The sequence below is a fragment of the Kitasatospora phosalacinea genome (assembly GCF_030268885.1).
Taxonomy (GTDB): Bacteria; Actinomycetota; Actinomycetes; order Streptomycetales; family Streptomycetaceae; genus Kitasatospora; species Kitasatospora phosalacinea_C.
Window position 1 is genome coordinate 127,807 of record NZ_BSSA01000017.1, and the last position, 14,051, is coordinate 141,857.

The window sequence follows — 14,051 nt, forward strand, 5'->3', positions numbered from 1 at the left end:
CCTCCGGGCATTCGGGCGACTCCGTCCGGGTGAACGCCGCCGCCCCGCCCCCCGCCCCGGACGGGGCGCCCGGCACCGGATCGCCCCGGGCCGCGCCGCTGGGTTTACTGGTCACAGCGCCGGCTCCCCGGCGTCCGAGCACCCGGCGAGGAGGTGCGCCAGCCATGACCGACGAGCTCTGGAGTGCCCTGCCCCGCCCGCTGCGCCAGGTCCTGGACGGCACCGCCGCCGGGATCGCCGTCCTCGACACCGAGCTGCGCTACCACTACGTCAACCCCGCCCTGGCCGGGATGAACGGCGTCCCCGCCGAGCAGCACCTCGGCCGCACCATCGCCGAACTCCTCCCCGACGTCGACGCCCGGGAGGACGTGCTGCGCGCCGTGCTCGCCGACGGCCGCACCCGCGAGACCACCTCCAGCGGCCGCACCCGGGCCGCCGCCCCGCTGCACCGGCGCTACTGGCACGGCGCCTACCACCGGATCGACGCCGAGGACGGCCGCCCGCTCGGCCTGGTCGGCATCGTCCTGGAGGTCACCGCCTCCCGCCGGCAGCAGCACGAACTCGAACAGGCGAGGTCCCGGCTGGCCCTGCTGGACGCCGCCGCGACCCAGGTCGGCACCACCCTCGACGTCGACACCACCTGCGGCGAACTCGCCGCCTTCCTGGTCGACCACCTCGCCGACGCCGCCACCGTCGAACTCCTCCCGCACCCCGACAGCCCGCACGCCCGCCCCCGCCCCGACGGCGGCCGCCGACTGCGCCGCGCCGCCCTGGCCGCCGTCCCCGGGCTGCTCGCCGCGGTCCGCCGGTTCGGCGACCGCGGGGAGCACGTCGACTACCAGCCCGGCTCGGCGATCCCGCGCTGCCTGGACAGCGGCCGCCCCGTCGTCGAGAACCTGCTGGGCGACGAGGAACTGAGCCGCTCCGCCCCCAACGCCGAACGCGTCGCGCGGTACCGGGAGATCGGCATCCACTCCGGCATGATCGTGCCGCTCACCGCCCGCGGGCACCGGATCGGCACCGTCACCCTGATGCGGGCCGGCGCCTCCCCCGCGTTCACCGAGGACGACGCCGTCGCCGCCCAGGACCTGGCCGGCCGCACCGCGATCACCCTCGACAACGCCAGCCGCTACAGCCGCGAGCACGCCGTCGCCGCCGACCTGCAGCGCGCCATGCTCGCCGAACCCGGCCGCCCCCACCCCGACGTCGACGTCGCCTTCCGCTACCGCCCGGCCGGGACGGGCGCGCTGGTCGGCGGCGACTGGTACGAGACGGTGGCGCTGCCCGACGGGCGCACCGTCCTCGCCATCGGCGACGTGATGGGCCACGGCATCGAGGCCGCCACCCACATGAGCCACTACCAGGCGATGCTGCGCGCCATGGCCCTGCTCGAACCCACCGCCGACCGGCTGCTGGCCCGGCTCGACCACCTCGCCTGCGAGGTCCACGACTACCGGCCCTCCACCTGCCTGGTGGTCTACGCCGAACCCGCCCGCGGCCGGTACGCGCTGGCCAGCGCGGGCCACCTGCCGCCCGCCGTGGTCCGCCCCGGCGGGGAGCTCGCGCTGCTCCCGGTCGAGCCCGGCCCCCCGCTCGGCACCGGCCTGAGCGGCTACGTCCCGACCACCGTCGTCCTGCCGCCCGAGCACGCCCTGCTGCTGTACACCGACGGCCTGGTCGAGCGCCGCGACGAGGACATCGACCGCTCGCTGGAGCGGTTGACCGCCCTGCGGCTGCCCCCCGGCGCGGGCCCTGTCCCGCTGCTGGACGCCGTCCTGGCGCACGCCCCCGACCCCGCCGAGGACGACATCGCGCTGCTCGCCGCCGCCCCCGCCGCCCCGCGCCCGGGCCGCCGCCGCGGGGAGGTGCTCGCCGTGCTGACCGGCGGCCGCCGGGACGCGCGGCGCTGACCCGCCGCCCGTGGCCTCAGGGCGCGACGGGCAGCAGGACGCGCAGGGCGAAGGCGCGCAGCGCGGCCAGCCGGGCGCGGTCCCAGCCGTGGTAGACGGCGTTGCTGCACAGCACCACGTAGCGGCGGGTGCGCGGGGCCAGGTAGAGGCTGGTGCCGGTGAACCCGTGGTGGTACGCCACCGAGCCGTCCGCGGTGACGATCCAGGCCAGGCCGCGGTGCAGGCCGGGCTCGACCGGGGTGCGCGGGCGGCGGCTCAGCGCGAACCACTCGGGCAGCGGGCCGTCCGCCCCGAGCAGGTGCTCGGCGTAGGCGGCCAGGTCGGCGGCGGTGGAGAACACCCCGGCGTGCCCGGCCACCCCGCCCAGCAGGGCCGCGCTCGGGTCGTGCGGCAGGCCCCACGTCCGGGGCGCGCCGCGCAGCCGCTGCTCGGTCGGGGCCAGCTGCGGGTCGCGCGGCAGCGGGCCGTACGCGGTGGCGGTCAGGCCGAGGCCGCGCCAGAGCTCCTCGGCGAGCTCGGACAGCGGACGGCCCAGCAGCTCGGGCAGCAGCAGGCCGAGCAGGACGAATCCGCGGTCGACGTACCGGTGGTGCGCGCCGGGGACGGAGACCAGCGGTTCGGCGCACAGGTGCTCGGCCAGCGGCCGCCCGGTGTGCTGGTAGCGGGCCAGGCCGGTCTGCGGGAGCAGGCCCGCGGTGTGGCTCAGCAGTTGGCTGACGGTCAACTCGCTTCCGGGGGATGGGAGTTGCGGGAAGGCGGCGCGCAGCGGGGCGTCCAGGTCGAGGCGTCCGGCGCGGACGGCGGCGCCGACCAGCGGCCAGGTGGCGAGCACCTTGGTGAGCGAGGCCAGGTCGTAGCGGGTGTGCTCGTCGGGGCGGGCGTCGCCGCACTCGGGGGCGACCGCCCCGCGGGCCGCCACCGCCCGCCCGGCCCCGGCCTGCCCGACCACCAGCACCCCGCCTGGGAACTGCCCGCCCTCCACCGCCTCCCCCAGGACGGCGCCCAGCGCGGCGGCGGTGGCGGCGGCCCACTCCTGCGGTTCGGCCGGCACGGTGCTCCCTCCTGCGGAATCCTCCCCCGGATTGTCGCCCGCCCCGGGCGCCGCGGCCAGAGCGCCGGGCCGGCCTCTCCTCAGGAGCGGTGAGCGGACGGCGAGTTGAGCACCTCGGCTGCGGCCGGGGTCCGGCCCGGCGGGCACGGCGAGGAGGGGCCGCGGTCGGAAGGGGGTTGTCGTCCGATAGTTAGCGATATATCGTCGAGGTATCGAGATGCTTCGATGAGCGGAGCGTCCGTTTCCCGAGAGACAGGTGTGTGTCATGCGGTACGACAAGCGTTTCGGTGGAGAAGGTCGGCGTCGCTGGGCCGAGGGCCCGGGGCGGCCGGGTCGGGCGGGGGTGCCCGGCGAGGGGGTCGACGAGTTCGAGGTGCGGGCGGCGTTCGGGCCGTTCGGGGTGCCGGGGCGGCCGATGCCGCCGTTCGGGCCGGGGTTCGGGCCGCGCGGCCGCGGGTTCGGCGGGCACGGTCCGCGCGGGCACGGGGGCGGGCGGCGCGGGGGGCGGGCCAGGCGCGGTGACGTGCGGGCCTCGTTGCTGGCGCTGCTGCGGGAGCGGCCGATGCACGGCTACGAGATGATCACCGAGATCGGCGAGCGCACCGGCGGGGTCTGGCGGCCCAGCCCGGGGTCGGTCTACCCGACCCTCCAGCTGCTGGAGGAGGAGGGGCTGGTCAGGGCCAACGAGGAGTCCGGCAAGAAGCTGTTCGAACTGACCGAGCAGGGCCGGGCCGAGGCCGAGCAGGCCGGGGCGTCCCCGTGGGACGAGGCCGGCCGGCGGGACGACTGGGAGGCCGTGCAGGAGGTCGGCGCCGCGCTCGCGGCGGTGGACCACGCGGTGCGGCAGGTCATGATGACCGGCACCGAGGAGCAGCGGGCCAAGGGTCTCGCGGTGCTGGCCGAGGCGAAGAAGAAGCTCTACCTGATCCTGGCCGAGGAGGACTGAGCCCCGCCGGGCCCGCCGCGGGGGAGGCCGCTCAGGCGTCGGGGTCGTACTCGTAGCGCCAGCGGTACCGCCCCCTGGCGTCGTGCTCCTTGGCGCGGCGGTAGACCAGGGTGGTGGCCGGGGTGTCCCCGTGCGCGGGGACGGGCACCCGGTAGACCTTGGGGACGTTGTGGGTCATGCCCAGCAGGACCGGCAGGACCCGGCCGTCCAGCGGTCCTCCGACGAACTCGGTGTCGGCGCTCTTCATCCGACCAGGGTAGGCGCGGCGCGGGGCGTCCGGAGCGTCCGGGTGTGTCCGTTCCGCAGCGGGGGCGTGGCGGGAGCGTGGAGCGGGTGTGACGGGGGAGGCACCGCCCCCGGTCATGGGGAGGGCTCCGGGAGCCTTATCCTGCTACGTACGCCCCCGGGGTCCACCCGGGTCCGCGGGCCCGTACGGGCCGGGCGGGGTGCGCCGAGGTGCGCTCGCCCGCCGAGCGCGCGACTCTCGTGCTCCGTACCCGACCCCCGGACGCCGGCCGCCCGGAGACCCCGTGCGGGTCGGCGGCAGGACGCCCCCGCGTGCGGTGCACCCCCTCGGGAAGCAGTGCGCCGCTCCGTGCGTTGGCGTCGGTTGTTGCGTAGGTGGCCGTGCCGTACCTGGCGCGGCAGCTCAGGCAGGTGCGTGCGGAAGGGGCCAGATGGAAGCCAGCAGCAGGTGGACGTCCTGGTGGCGGCGGGGCGGACGGGATCGTCCGGAGGCCGCCGGAGCGGACGCGGCCGCGCGGCTGGACCTGCTGCTGGGGGCGGTGGGCGCGGGGTTCCCGGTGGCGCCCGCGGCGCACCCGGCCGGGCACCGGTGCTCGTGCGACCGGGTCGGCTGTCCGGCCCCGGCCCAGCACCCGCTCTCCTTCGCCTGGCAGTCCCAGGCCACCACCGACGCCGAGCAGTTGACGCGCTGGCTGGCCCGCGACCCGGAGGCGAACTTCGTCACCGCGACCGGCCGCGCGCACGACGTGCTGGACGTGCCGGCCGAGGCGGGCGTGCTCGCCCTGGAGCGGCTGGAGGCGCTGGGCGCGGTCGGCCCGGTGGCCGCGGTCGGCGCCGACCGGTACCTGTTCTTCACCGCGACCCGCGGCACCCCGCAGGACGAGGACGAGTGGTGGACCAGCGCGCTGGACTCCACCCCCGACACCGTCTCCGAGCACCCCGGCCTGCGCTGGCACTGCCGCGGCTCGTACACCCTCGTCCCGCCCGCCGCGCTGCCGGACGGCTCCGAGGTGCGCTGGCTGCGCGGCCCCGAGCGCCCGCTGCCGGACCCGCTGCGGGTGCTGGACGTGCTGACCGACGCGTGCACCGAGGTCGGCGCGGTGGCCCAGGAGCAGTGGCTGATCGGCTGAGCCCGCGCAGGAACCGCAGGAACGATACGGCGGCGGCCCGCCACCCCCTCCGCGCGAGGGGGTGGCGGGCCGCCGCCGCGTCGTCCGGCCGGTCAGGGCAGGGTGAGGATCTCCGCGCCGTCCGCGGTGACCACCAGGGTGTGCTCGAACTGGGCGGTGCGCTTGCGGTCCTTGGTGACCACCGTCCAGCCGTCCGGCCAGATCTCGTAGTCGTAGGTGCCCAGGGTGAGCATCGGCTCGATGGTGAAGGTCATCCCGGGCTTGATCACCTGGGTGGCCCGGTCGCTGTCGTAGTGCGGGATGATCAGGCCGGAGTGGAACGAGGTGTTGATGCCGTGGCCGGTGAAGTCGCGCACCACCCCGTAGCCGAACCGCTTGGCGTACGACTCGATCACCCGGCCGATCACGTTGACCTGCCGGCCCGGCCGGACCGCCTTGATCGCCCGGTTCAGCGCCTCCTCGGTGCGCTCGACCAGCAGCCGGGACTCCTCGTCCACCTCGCCGCACAGGTAGGTGGCGTTCAGGTCGCCGTGCACGCCGTGGATGTAGGCGGTGGCGTCGATGTTGACGATGTCGCCGTCCTGCAGCACGGTCGAGTCCGGGATGCCGTGGCAGATCACCTCGTTGACCGAGGTGCAGATCGACTTCGGGAAGCCCCGGTAGCCGAGGTCCGACGGGTACGCGCCGTGGTCGCACATGTAGGCGTGGGCGACGGCGTCCAGCTCGTCGGTGGTCACGCCCGGGGCGATCAGCTTCGCGGCCTCGGCCATCGCCCGGGCCGCGATCCGCCCGGCGATCCGCATCTTCTCGACCGTCTCGGCGTCCTGCACCTCGGGGCCGGTGTACGGCGTCGGCGCGGGCTTGCCGACGTACTCCGGACGCGCGATGTGCGCGGGGACCTTGCGGGTGGGGGACAGCGTGCCGGGTACCAGAGCCATGACGGCGAGTGTATCGGCCGCCGCCCGCCGGACCCGGGTCGCGTACGGGGCGGGGCAGCGGGAAGGATCACCGGTGACCGCCGCGGTACCCAGCACAGCAGACGGGAGACGCAGACGATGGTGTTCGGCCGCAGCAAGCCCACCGGGCAGCCGGGGGAGTGGTTCTACTGCATCAAGCACGGCAAGGTCGAGGAGGGCCCGGAGTGCCCGGCCAAGGACCGGCTCGGCCCCTACGCCAGCCGGGAGGAGGCCGCCCGCGCCCTGGAGACCGCCGCCGAGCGCAACCAGGAGTGGCGCGAGGACCCGCGCTGGAACGACGAGGAGCCCCGCGCGGAGGGCTGACGGCGGCTCAGGAGACGCCCGCGGCCTGGCGCTCGTGCTGCTCGCGCACCGCCAGCGCGTGCGGATCGGTGCGCGAGTCCCAGGCCAGCAGCTTCGGGACGGCCGCGGTCAGCGCCAGCACGCCCGCCACGCACAGCAGGCCGCCCGCCCAGATCGAGCCGCGCACCCCCACCAGCGCCGCCATCCCGCCCGCCCGGACCTGGCCCAGCTGCGGGCCCACCGAGTACGAGAGCACCTCGACCCCGGCGAGCCGCCCGCGCAGCTGGTCGGGGATGGACTGGTTCCAGATCGTCGACCGGGCCACCCCGCTGACCTGGTCCGCCCCGCCCGCCACCGCCAGGAACAGCAGCACCAGCCAGACGTTCCCGACCAGGCCCGCCAGCGCCATCGCCGCGCCCCAGCCGAGCGCCGCGAACAGCAGCATCCGCCCGTGCCGGTGCACCCGGGCCGTCCAGCCGCCGGTCGCCGCCACCAGCAGCGCCCCCGCCGCCGTCGCCCCGTACAGCAGGCCCAGCGCCCACTCGGCGTCCAGCTCGGAGGCCAGGAACGGGTACAGCGCCACCGGGTAGGCGAACAGCATCGCCACCAGGTCGATCGCGTACGTGCCCAGCAGGTCCTTGCGGCTCCAGGCGTACGCCAGGCCCTGGCCGATGGTGCGCAGCGACGGGGCCTCGGCGCTCTCGGCGGGCGGCACCGGGCGCATCCGGGCGATCAGCGCCAGCGAGACCAGGAAGGTCAGCAGGTCCAGCGCGTAGGCGCTGCGGGCCCCGGCGACCGCGACCACCACGCCCGCCAGCGGCGGGCCGGCCACCGAGGCGACGTTGCGGTACAGCGAGTTGAGGGCGAACGCGGCGGGCAGCTGGTCGTGCGCCACCACCCGGGGCACCATCGAGTCCAGCGCCGGGCGCTGGAGCCCCGCCAGCGCGGCGGTCAGCGCCGCGACCAGGTAGATCGGCCACAGCAGCGGGTGCGGCAGCAGCGAGTTGGCCAGCATCAGCGCCGCCAGCAGGGCCAGCCCGGCCTCGCTCAGCAGCACCAGGCGGCGCCGGTCCAGCGCGTCCGCCAGGGCGCCGCCCCACAGGCCGAACACCACCAGCGGCACCAGTTCGAACGCGCCGACCAGGCCCACCGCGAAGGTCGAGCCGGTCAGCTCCTTGATCTGGATCGGCAGCGCCACGAAGGACAGGAAGCTGCCGAAGCCCGTCACGCACCCCGAGGCCCAGAGCAGCCGGAAGTCCCGGGAGGCGCGCCAGGGCGCGAGGTCGGGCAGGAGCCGGCGGAGGAACGGAACGGTGCTGGTCACATGGCCAGATGCTGCGTCACCGGGACGGAACGGGGCAACCGGTTTTCTCCGGGCCCTCCGGGGCGGGCGGCGGCCCGGGCAGTGCGGCGGGGCGGGCAGTGCGGCGGGGGCGGCTACCAGCGCAGCACCGGCGAGGCGGTCAGCCGCGCCGCCAGCCGGGACAGCCGCGAGCGCGGGGGGGTGGCCGAGGTGGCCGAGCTGACCAGGTGCTGCACCAGCTCGAAGGGCTCCGGTGCGGCGCCCGGCACGGTGAGGCGCTCGTGCGCCAGGTCGGTCAGCTCCGGGTCGCCGTCGTCCAGCGAGAGCAGCACCGCCCCGCCCCGGCGGGCGTCGTCCAGCCGTTCCAGCAGCGGCGCGTCGGCCGGATCGGGCGCCACCAGCAGCACCGTCGCGCCCGTGCGCGCCTCCGCGAGCCGGGGCAGGCCGCACGCCAGGTGCTCCGGCGCGTTCGCCGGGACGGCGTGCCGCAGCAGGGTCGGGGCCAGCTCCGGCAGGCCGCCGTACGCGGCCTCGTCGCTCAGGTGCGCCGCCAGGTGCCAGGGCTCGTAGCGGGAGGTGCCGACCAGCAGCAGGCCGGTCGCGCTGCGCCTGGTCACCGAGCCGCGCAGCGCGGTGGCGAAGGCGCCCGCCCGTTCGGGCCAGCCGGTGCCCGCCAGCGACTGCCGGAGTGCGGAAACTCTCACCGCGTCCATGCGCGACAGCATGCTGCCCGGGTGGTGGGTTTGGCAGGATCTTCGGCATGACGCAACCCGATTCAGTGAACGCGACGGCCGGACCCGGCCGGAACCTGCCCGACGTCTCCCACCTCGTGGTGGGCGTCCTCGGCGGCACCGGCGACCAGGGCCGCGGCCTGGCGCTGCGGCTGGCCAGGGCCGGGCAGCAGGTGGTGGTCGGCTCCCGCAGCGCCGAGCGCGCCGAGGCCTGCGCCGCCGAGCTGGGCCTGGGCATCCGCGGTGCCGACAACGCGGCCTGCGCCGCCGACAGCGACGTGGTGATCGTCGCGGTGCCGTGGGAGGGCCACGCCGAGACGCTGACCTCGCTGCGGGCCGAGCTCGCCGGGAAGATCGTGGTGGACTGCGTCAACCCGCTGGGCTTCGACAAGCAGGGCGCCTACCCGCTGCAGGTCCCCGAGGGCTCGGCCGCCCAGCAGGCCGCCGCGCTGCTGCCCGACTCCACCGTCACCGCCGCCTTCCACCACCTGTCGGCGGTGCTGCTGCAGGACGAGAGCGTGGAGCGGATCGACACCGACGTGATGGTGCTCGGCGAGGACCGGGCCGCCACCGAGGTGGTGCAGGCGCTGGCCTCCCGGATCCCCGGCATGCGCGGCATCTTCGCCGGCCGGCTGCGCAACGCCCACCAGGTGGAGTCGCTGGTCGCCAACCTGATCGCGGTCAACCGCCGCTACAAGGCCCACGCGGGTCTGCGGATCACCGACGTGTGAGCCCGGCGCACGCCGCGGCCCGCCCCGCGCCCCCGGCGTGCGCCCACCCGGCCCCACCCGGCCCGGCCCCGACCACCCCGGCTCCGACCCACCCCGGCCCCGAGCGGCCCGTTCGGTCGGCCAGAATGGACGGGCACACCACCACCCGAGGAGAGCCCCGCCATGCCCCGCACCGCCCTGTACGCCGCGATCGTCCTCGTCCTGGCGGTGGCCGCCGCGGTGGTCTCCTTCGCCCACGGCCGGTGGTTCGGCGTGGTGTGGGTCCTGATGGCCGGCGTGGCCAGCAACATCGCCTGGTACCACCTGCGCAAGGCCCGCGCCGGACGCGGGCCCGCGGCCGGGTCCTAGAAGTCGTTCCTCCAGAACGAGAACATCCAGTGGCCGATGGTGCTGTACCGGACGTCGGCGCCGAACAGGTCGAAGATCCAGGACACCAGGTCGAACATCCACTGCCCGACCTCGCTCTGCCACATCAGCGCGAACAGCAGCAGCATGCCGTAGGGCGCGTACGGGGCGACCGCCCGCCGGGTCCGGTACGACAGCCAGGGCTCGATGATGCCGTAGCCGTCCAGGCCCGGCACCGGCAGCAGGTTCAGGATCGCCGCGGTGACCTGCAGGTAGGCCAGGAAGGCCAGCGCGGTCGCCAGCGGTGAGACGGGGAACGCGTAGTCGCCGACGACCGAGGGCCTGCCCGGGTCGTCGAACCAGCCGCCGCTGACCAGCACCAGCGTCACCACGCCGAAGGCCACGTTCACCAGCGGCCCGGCCGCCGAGACCAGGCTGTGCTTGAGGCGGCCGGAGATGCGGTCCCGCTCGATGTAGACCGCGCCGCCGGGCAGGCCGATGCCGCCCATGATCACGAAGACCACCGGCAGCACGAAGCTCAGCACCACGTGCCCGTACTTCAGCGGGTTCAGCGTCAGGTAGCCCTTGGTGCCGACCGTGATGTCGCCGCCCGCCAGCGCGGTGCGGGCGTGCGCGTACTCGTGCAGGCAGAGCGAGACCATCCAGCCCGCCACCACGAACAGGAACACGCCGAAGCGCGCGTTGCCCCAGCCGGTGGCCAGTGCGAAGCCGGAGGCGCCCAGGATGGCGGCCATCGCCAGGAAGATCGGGCTGACCCGGTTCTCCGCGCTGCGCTGGCCGGTGCTGGCGTAGGTCATGGGGTGGGGGCTCCGGGGTGCTGGTGGACGGGGGACGGGCGTCCGATCATGCCGCCCACCGGGCGTCCGGGACAAGCGGCCCCGGGTGAACGTACGGGAGCGACCGGACGTTCCGCCGCACCGGCTGCCGCACCGGCTGCCGCACCGGCCGCCGCACCGCCCGTGCCCCGCACGGGGATTCCGCACGGGTGTGCGTCCGGCCCCCGGTGCGTCCCGCAGAATGGGCGGGTGCACTACGGCATCCTCGGCACCACCACCGCCCACCACGACGACGGCACCCCGGTCGCCCTCGGCGGCGCCCGGCTGCGCGCCCTGCTGGCCGCGCTGGCGCTGCGCCAGGGCCGTCCGGTGCCCGCCGAGCTGCTCGCCGACGAGGTGTGGGCCGACGAGCCGCCGCAGGACGCCGCCGCCGCGCTGCAGACCCTGGTCGGGCGGCTGCGCCGCACCGTGGGCCGGGCCGAGATCGGCTCCGGGCCGGCCGGGTACTGGCTGACCGACCCGCGCACCGACGTCGCCGAGTTCCAGCGCCGCGCCGCCGACGGCGCCCGCGCCCTGCAGGGCGGCGACCCGGCCGCCGCCGCCGAGCAGCTCACCGCCGCGCTCGCGCTGTGGCGCGGCCCCGCGCTCGCCGACCTGCCCGACCGCACCGCCCCCGCCGCCCGGCTGGAGGCCCAGCGCGCGGAGGCCCGGCGGCACCGGCTCACCGCCGCGCTCGCCCTCGGCCGCACCGCCGAGGTCACCGCCGAACTCGCCGAGCTCTGCCGCGACCACCCCTTCGACGAGCAGCTGCAGGCCCTCCAGCTGCGCGCCCTGCGCGCGGCCGGCCGCACCGCCGAGGCGCTCGGCCGCTACGAGGAGATCCGGCGCACCCTGGCCGATCAGCTCGGCACCGACCCCGGCCCCGAACTGCGCTCCCTGCACCGGGAGTTGATCACCGCCGAAGCGCTCCCCGCCCCGGCGCCCGCCCCCGCCGCACCGCCCGCCGTCCCTGCCCCCGCGTCCGGGAATCTCCGCCCCGGGCGGACCAGCTTCGTCGGCCGGGACGGCGAACTCGCCACCGTCGCCGAGGCCCTGACCGCCGGTCGGCTCACCACCCTGACCGGCCCCGGCGGCTCCGGCAAGACCCGGCTGTCGGTGGAGGCCGGACGCCGCGAGCAGGACGCCGCCCGCTGGCCCGGCGGCGTCTGGCAGGTCGAGCTGGCCCCGCTGGACGACCCGGCGGCCGTCCCCGACGCCGTCGCCTCCGCGCTCGGCCTGCGCGAGACCGTGCTGCACACCGGCGGCACCGTCGCCGAGGCGATCGAGGGCGCCCGCAAGGACCCGGTCTCCCGGCTGGTCGACCACCTCGGCCGCCGCCGCGTCCTGCTGCTGCTCGACAACTGCGAGCACGTCGTCCAGGCCGCCGCCGACCTCGCCGACCGGCTGCTCGCCGACTGCCCCGGCGTCACCGTGCTCGCCACCAGCCGCGAACCGCTGGGCGTCCCCGGCGAGAGCGTGCTGCCGGTCGAACCGCTGCCCGACCCCGCCGCGCTGCGGCTGCTCGCCGAGCGCGGCGCCGCCGCCCGCCCCGGCTTCCGCACCGACCAGGACCCGGCCGCCTGCGCCGAACTCTGCCGCCGCCTGGACGGCCTGCCGCTGGCCATCGAACTCGCCGCCGCCCGGCTGCGCGGCCTGACCCCGCGCCAGCTCGCCGACCGCCTCGACTCCCGCTTCGCGCTGCTCACCGCGGGCTCCCGCACCCTGCTGCCGCGCCAGCAGACCCTGCGCGCCGTCGTCGACTGGTCCTGGGACCTGCTCGGCACCCGCGAGCGCGCGGTGCTGCGCCGGCTGTCGGTGTTCGCGGGCGGCTGCACCCTGGAGTCCGCCGAGCAGGTCGTCGCCGACGGCGAACTGGTGCGCCGGGAGGACGTCGCCGACCTGCTGCTCTCGCTGGTCGACAAGTCGCTGCTGGTGGCGGGCCTCGGCGAGCGGCCCCGCTACTGGATGCTGGAGACCATCCACGAGTACGCCGCCGAGCGCCTCGCCGCGGCCGCCGAACCCGAGGTCGGCCACCGCCACACCGCGCACTACCGCGAACTCGCCCGCCGCGCCTACCTGAACCTGCACGGCCCCGCCCAGCTCGACGAGCTCGACCGCCTCGACCGCGAGCAGGAGAACGTCCGGGCCGCGCTGCGCCGCGCCGTCGACACCGGACAGGAGCAGGAGGGCCTGGCGCTGGTGCTGTCGATGGCCGGGTACTGGATGCTGCGCGACTACCGCACCGAGTCCCGCGCCTGGTACGAGGCGGTCGCCGCGCTCGGCCCCGACCCGTACGCCGACGACGCCCCGCCGCCCGTCCCGCTCGCCGCCGGACCGCTGGACGGGCCGCTGCCGATGACGCCCGACCTGCTCGACGAGGCCCGCCGCCAGCTCGGCCTGCACCGGCTGATCAGCCTGTTCTCCGGCGACATGAGCCTGCTGGAGGACTCCGGCGCGCTGGACACCGCCCAGCGCGTCCTGGCCGCCTACACCCCCGAACTGCCGCAGTCCTACCGGCAGCCGGTGCTCGGCCGGGTGTTCACCGTCTTCCTCACCGGCGAGATGGAGCGCACCCGCGCGGTGATGGACGACGCGGTGGCCGGGGCCCGGGTGCACGGCGGCCCGCTCGACCTGGCCTTCGCCCTGCAACTGCGCGCCCGGCTGCTCAACGACCTGGCCGGCGGCCTCGACCAGGCGATCGCCGACAGCGAGGAGGCGCTGGCCCTCTACACCGCGCTCGGCGACCGCTGGGGCATGTCCGACGCGCTCTCCGGCAAGGCCGAGAACGCCACCAAGTCCGGCGACGCCGCCCAGGCCGAGGCGGCCTTCCGGCAGGCCATCGAGCTGTCCGTCCAGCTCGGCGCGCACCAGGAGGTCCCGATGCTGCGGGCCCGGCTCGGCGAGGTGGTGGCCGAGCGCGACCCGGAGGGTGGCGAGCGGATGGTCCGCGAGGCCGTCGCCGCGGCCGCCGCCGACAGCACCGAGGCCGAGGGCGCCCGGATGTACGGGCGGCTGGTGCTGTGCAACCTGTGCGTGCGGCGCGGCGAGTACGCCGAGGCGCTCGCCGTGCTCGACGAACTGCCCGCCGACCACGGCGGGCGCGGCCCGTTCCCCGCGGTGTTCGCCGGCATCGTCACCTGCATCCGCGGCTGGGTGGTGGCCCGCTCCGGCGACCCGGACACCGGCCTGGCCCTGATGCGCGCGGGCCGCCGCGCGATGACCGAGACCGACGGCGGCGTCACCGTCTTCGTCGAGCACATGGCGATGATGCTGATGACGCCGGTCGCCGGGGCCCTGGTCGAGTACGCCCGGCTGCACGACGAGCCCGAGGCCGCCCGCCGCGCCGCCGAACTGCTCGGCGCCCACGAGGGCCTCAGCGGCATGCCCGGCTCGTTCATGGAGCGCAGCGAGTACGCCCGCTGCGCCGCCGCCGCCCGCGAACTGCTCGGCGAGGACGGCTACCTGGCCGCGTACGAACGGGGCGGACGCCTCACGCTGCGCGAGGCGTCCGCCCTGTTGAACGATCCCGGCCCGTTCGGCACCGGGGCCGACTGACCCCACCG

At 76.3% G+C, this 14,051-nt stretch carries 13 protein-coding genes; 7 read left to right on the forward strand and 6 right to left on the reverse strand.

Features of this window, described 5'->3' with window-relative positions:
* Nucleotides 1–164 precede the first annotated feature (164 nt).
* Entirely contained in the window at nt 165–1,910 is a 1,746-nt protein-coding gene (locus QSK52_RS23580; RefSeq protein WP_285738129.1) for a SpoIIE family protein phosphatase, read from the forward strand.
* 16 nt (nt 1,911–1,926) lie between these two features.
* On the opposite strand, the gene QSK52_RS23585 is transcribed toward QSK52_RS23580, so the two are convergent.
* A complete protein-coding gene (locus tag QSK52_RS23585; RefSeq protein WP_285738130.1) occupies nt 1,927–2,961 on the reverse strand; it encodes a serine hydrolase domain-containing protein in 1,035 nt (344 codons plus the stop codon).
* A 265-nt stretch (nt 2,962–3,226) separates the two neighbouring features.
* Here QSK52_RS23585 and QSK52_RS23590 point away from each other — a divergent pair, with 265 nt between their 5' ends.
* Nucleotides 3,227–3,907, forward strand: a complete 681-nt coding sequence (locus tag QSK52_RS23590) for a PadR family transcriptional regulator (RefSeq protein WP_285738131.1) — start codon at nt 3,227–3,229, stop codon at nt 3,905–3,907.
* Between the two features lie 31 nt (nt 3,908–3,938).
* Here the strand turns inward: QSK52_RS23590 and QSK52_RS39495 are convergent, their stop codons facing one another.
* Nucleotides 3,939–4,154: a hypothetical protein gene (locus QSK52_RS39495; protein WP_352230302.1), complete on the reverse strand. Its 216-nt coding sequence runs from the start codon at nt 4,152–4,154 to the stop codon at nt 3,939–3,941.
* Between the two features lie 430 nt (nt 4,155–4,584).
* Here QSK52_RS39495 and QSK52_RS23600 point away from each other — a divergent pair, with 430 nt between their 5' ends.
* Nucleotides 4,585–5,283, forward strand: a complete 699-nt coding sequence (locus tag QSK52_RS23600; protein ID WP_285738132.1) for a bifunctional DNA primase/polymerase — start codon at nt 4,585–4,587, stop codon at nt 5,281–5,283.
* A 92-nt stretch (nt 5,284–5,375) separates the two neighbouring features.
* Here the strand turns inward: QSK52_RS23600 and map are convergent, their stop codons facing one another.
* Nucleotides 5,376–6,221: a type I methionyl aminopeptidase gene (gene map, locus QSK52_RS23605; RefSeq protein WP_285738133.1), complete on the reverse strand. Its 846-nt coding sequence runs from the start codon at nt 6,219–6,221 to the stop codon at nt 5,376–5,378.
* Between the two features lie 117 nt (nt 6,222–6,338).
* Here map and QSK52_RS23610 point away from each other — a divergent pair, with 117 nt between their 5' ends.
* Entirely contained in the window at nt 6,339–6,563 is a 225-nt protein-coding gene (locus QSK52_RS23610; RefSeq protein ID WP_285738134.1) for a hypothetical protein, read from the forward strand.
* Nucleotides 6,564–6,570: 7 nt separating this feature from the next.
* On the opposite strand, the gene QSK52_RS23615 is transcribed toward QSK52_RS23610, so the two are convergent.
* Together QSK52_RS23615 and QSK52_RS23620 are read right to left on the reverse strand one after the other, a co-directional pair.
* Complete coding sequence (locus QSK52_RS23615) at nt 6,571–7,866, reverse strand: MFS transporter (protein WP_285738135.1); 1,296 nt, start codon at nt 7,864–7,866, stop codon at nt 6,571–6,573.
* 113 nt (nt 7,867–7,979) lie between these two features.
* A complete protein-coding gene (locus QSK52_RS23620; protein WP_285738136.1) occupies nt 7,980–8,558 on the reverse strand; it encodes a hypothetical protein in 579 nt (192 codons plus the stop codon).
* 47 nt (nt 8,559–8,605) lie between these two features.
* Between QSK52_RS23620 and npdG the strand changes: the two genes are divergently transcribed.
* Together npdG and QSK52_RS23630 are read left to right on the forward strand one after the other, a co-directional pair.
* Entirely contained in the window at nt 8,606–9,307 is a 702-nt protein-coding gene (gene npdG / locus QSK52_RS23625; protein ID WP_285738137.1) for an NADPH-dependent F420 reductase, read from the forward strand.
* A gap of 162 nt (nt 9,308–9,469) precedes the next feature.
* Nucleotides 9,470–9,655, forward strand: a complete 186-nt coding sequence (locus QSK52_RS23630) for a hypothetical protein (protein WP_285738138.1) — start codon at nt 9,470–9,472, stop codon at nt 9,653–9,655.
* Here QSK52_RS23630 and QSK52_RS23635 read toward each other — a convergent pair.
* A complete protein-coding gene (locus QSK52_RS23635) occupies nt 9,652–10,470 on the reverse strand; it encodes a site-2 protease family protein (RefSeq protein WP_285738139.1) in 819 nt (272 codons plus the stop codon). The two genes, QSK52_RS23630 and QSK52_RS23635, sit on opposite strands and share 4 nt — an antisense overlap.
* A 228-nt stretch (nt 10,471–10,698) precedes the next feature.
* On the opposite strand from QSK52_RS23635, the gene QSK52_RS23640 reads away from it, so the two are divergent.
* Nucleotides 10,699–14,043 (forward strand): ATP-binding protein, encoded by a 3,345-nt coding sequence (locus tag QSK52_RS23640; protein ID WP_285738140.1) that lies wholly within the window; start codon nt 10,699–10,701, stop codon nt 14,041–14,043.
* The last annotated feature ends 8 nt before the right edge of the window (nt 14,044–14,051 follow it).

Excerpts from the sequence above, each read along its gene's own strand:
- map (WP_285738133.1), bottom strand. The coding sequence starts at position 6,221 with ATGGCTCTGGTACCCGGCACGCTGTCCCCCACCCGCAAGGTCCCCGCG.
- QSK52_RS23635 (WP_285738139.1), bottom strand. The coding sequence starts at position 10,470 with ATGACCTACGCCAGCACCGGCCAGCGCAGCGCGGAGAACCGGGTCAGC.
- QSK52_RS23590 (WP_285738131.1), top strand. The coding sequence starts at position 3,227 with ATGCGGTACGACAAGCGTTTCGGTGGAGAAGGTCGGCGTCGCTGGGCC.
- QSK52_RS23610 (WP_285738134.1), top strand. The coding sequence starts at position 6,339 with ATGGTGTTCGGCCGCAGCAAGCCCACCGGGCAGCCGGGGGAGTGGTTC.
- QSK52_RS23630 (WP_285738138.1), top strand. The coding sequence starts at position 9,470 with ATGCCCCGCACCGCCCTGTACGCCGCGATCGTCCTCGTCCTGGCGGTG.
- QSK52_RS39495 (WP_352230302.1), bottom strand. The coding sequence starts at position 4,154 with ATGAAGAGCGCCGACACCGAGTTCGTCGGAGGACCGCTGGACGGCCGG.
- QSK52_RS23620 (WP_285738136.1), bottom strand. The coding sequence starts at position 8,558 with ATGGACGCGGTGAGAGTTTCCGCACTCCGGCAGTCGCTGGCGGGCACC.
- QSK52_RS23600 (WP_285738132.1), top strand. The coding sequence starts at position 4,585 with ATGGAAGCCAGCAGCAGGTGGACGTCCTGGTGGCGGCGGGGCGGACGG.
- QSK52_RS23580 (WP_285738129.1), top strand. The coding sequence starts at position 165 with ATGACCGACGAGCTCTGGAGTGCCCTGCCCCGCCCGCTGCGCCAGGTC.
- npdG (WP_285738137.1), top strand. The coding sequence starts at position 8,606 with ATGACGCAACCCGATTCAGTGAACGCGACGGCCGGACCCGGCCGGAAC.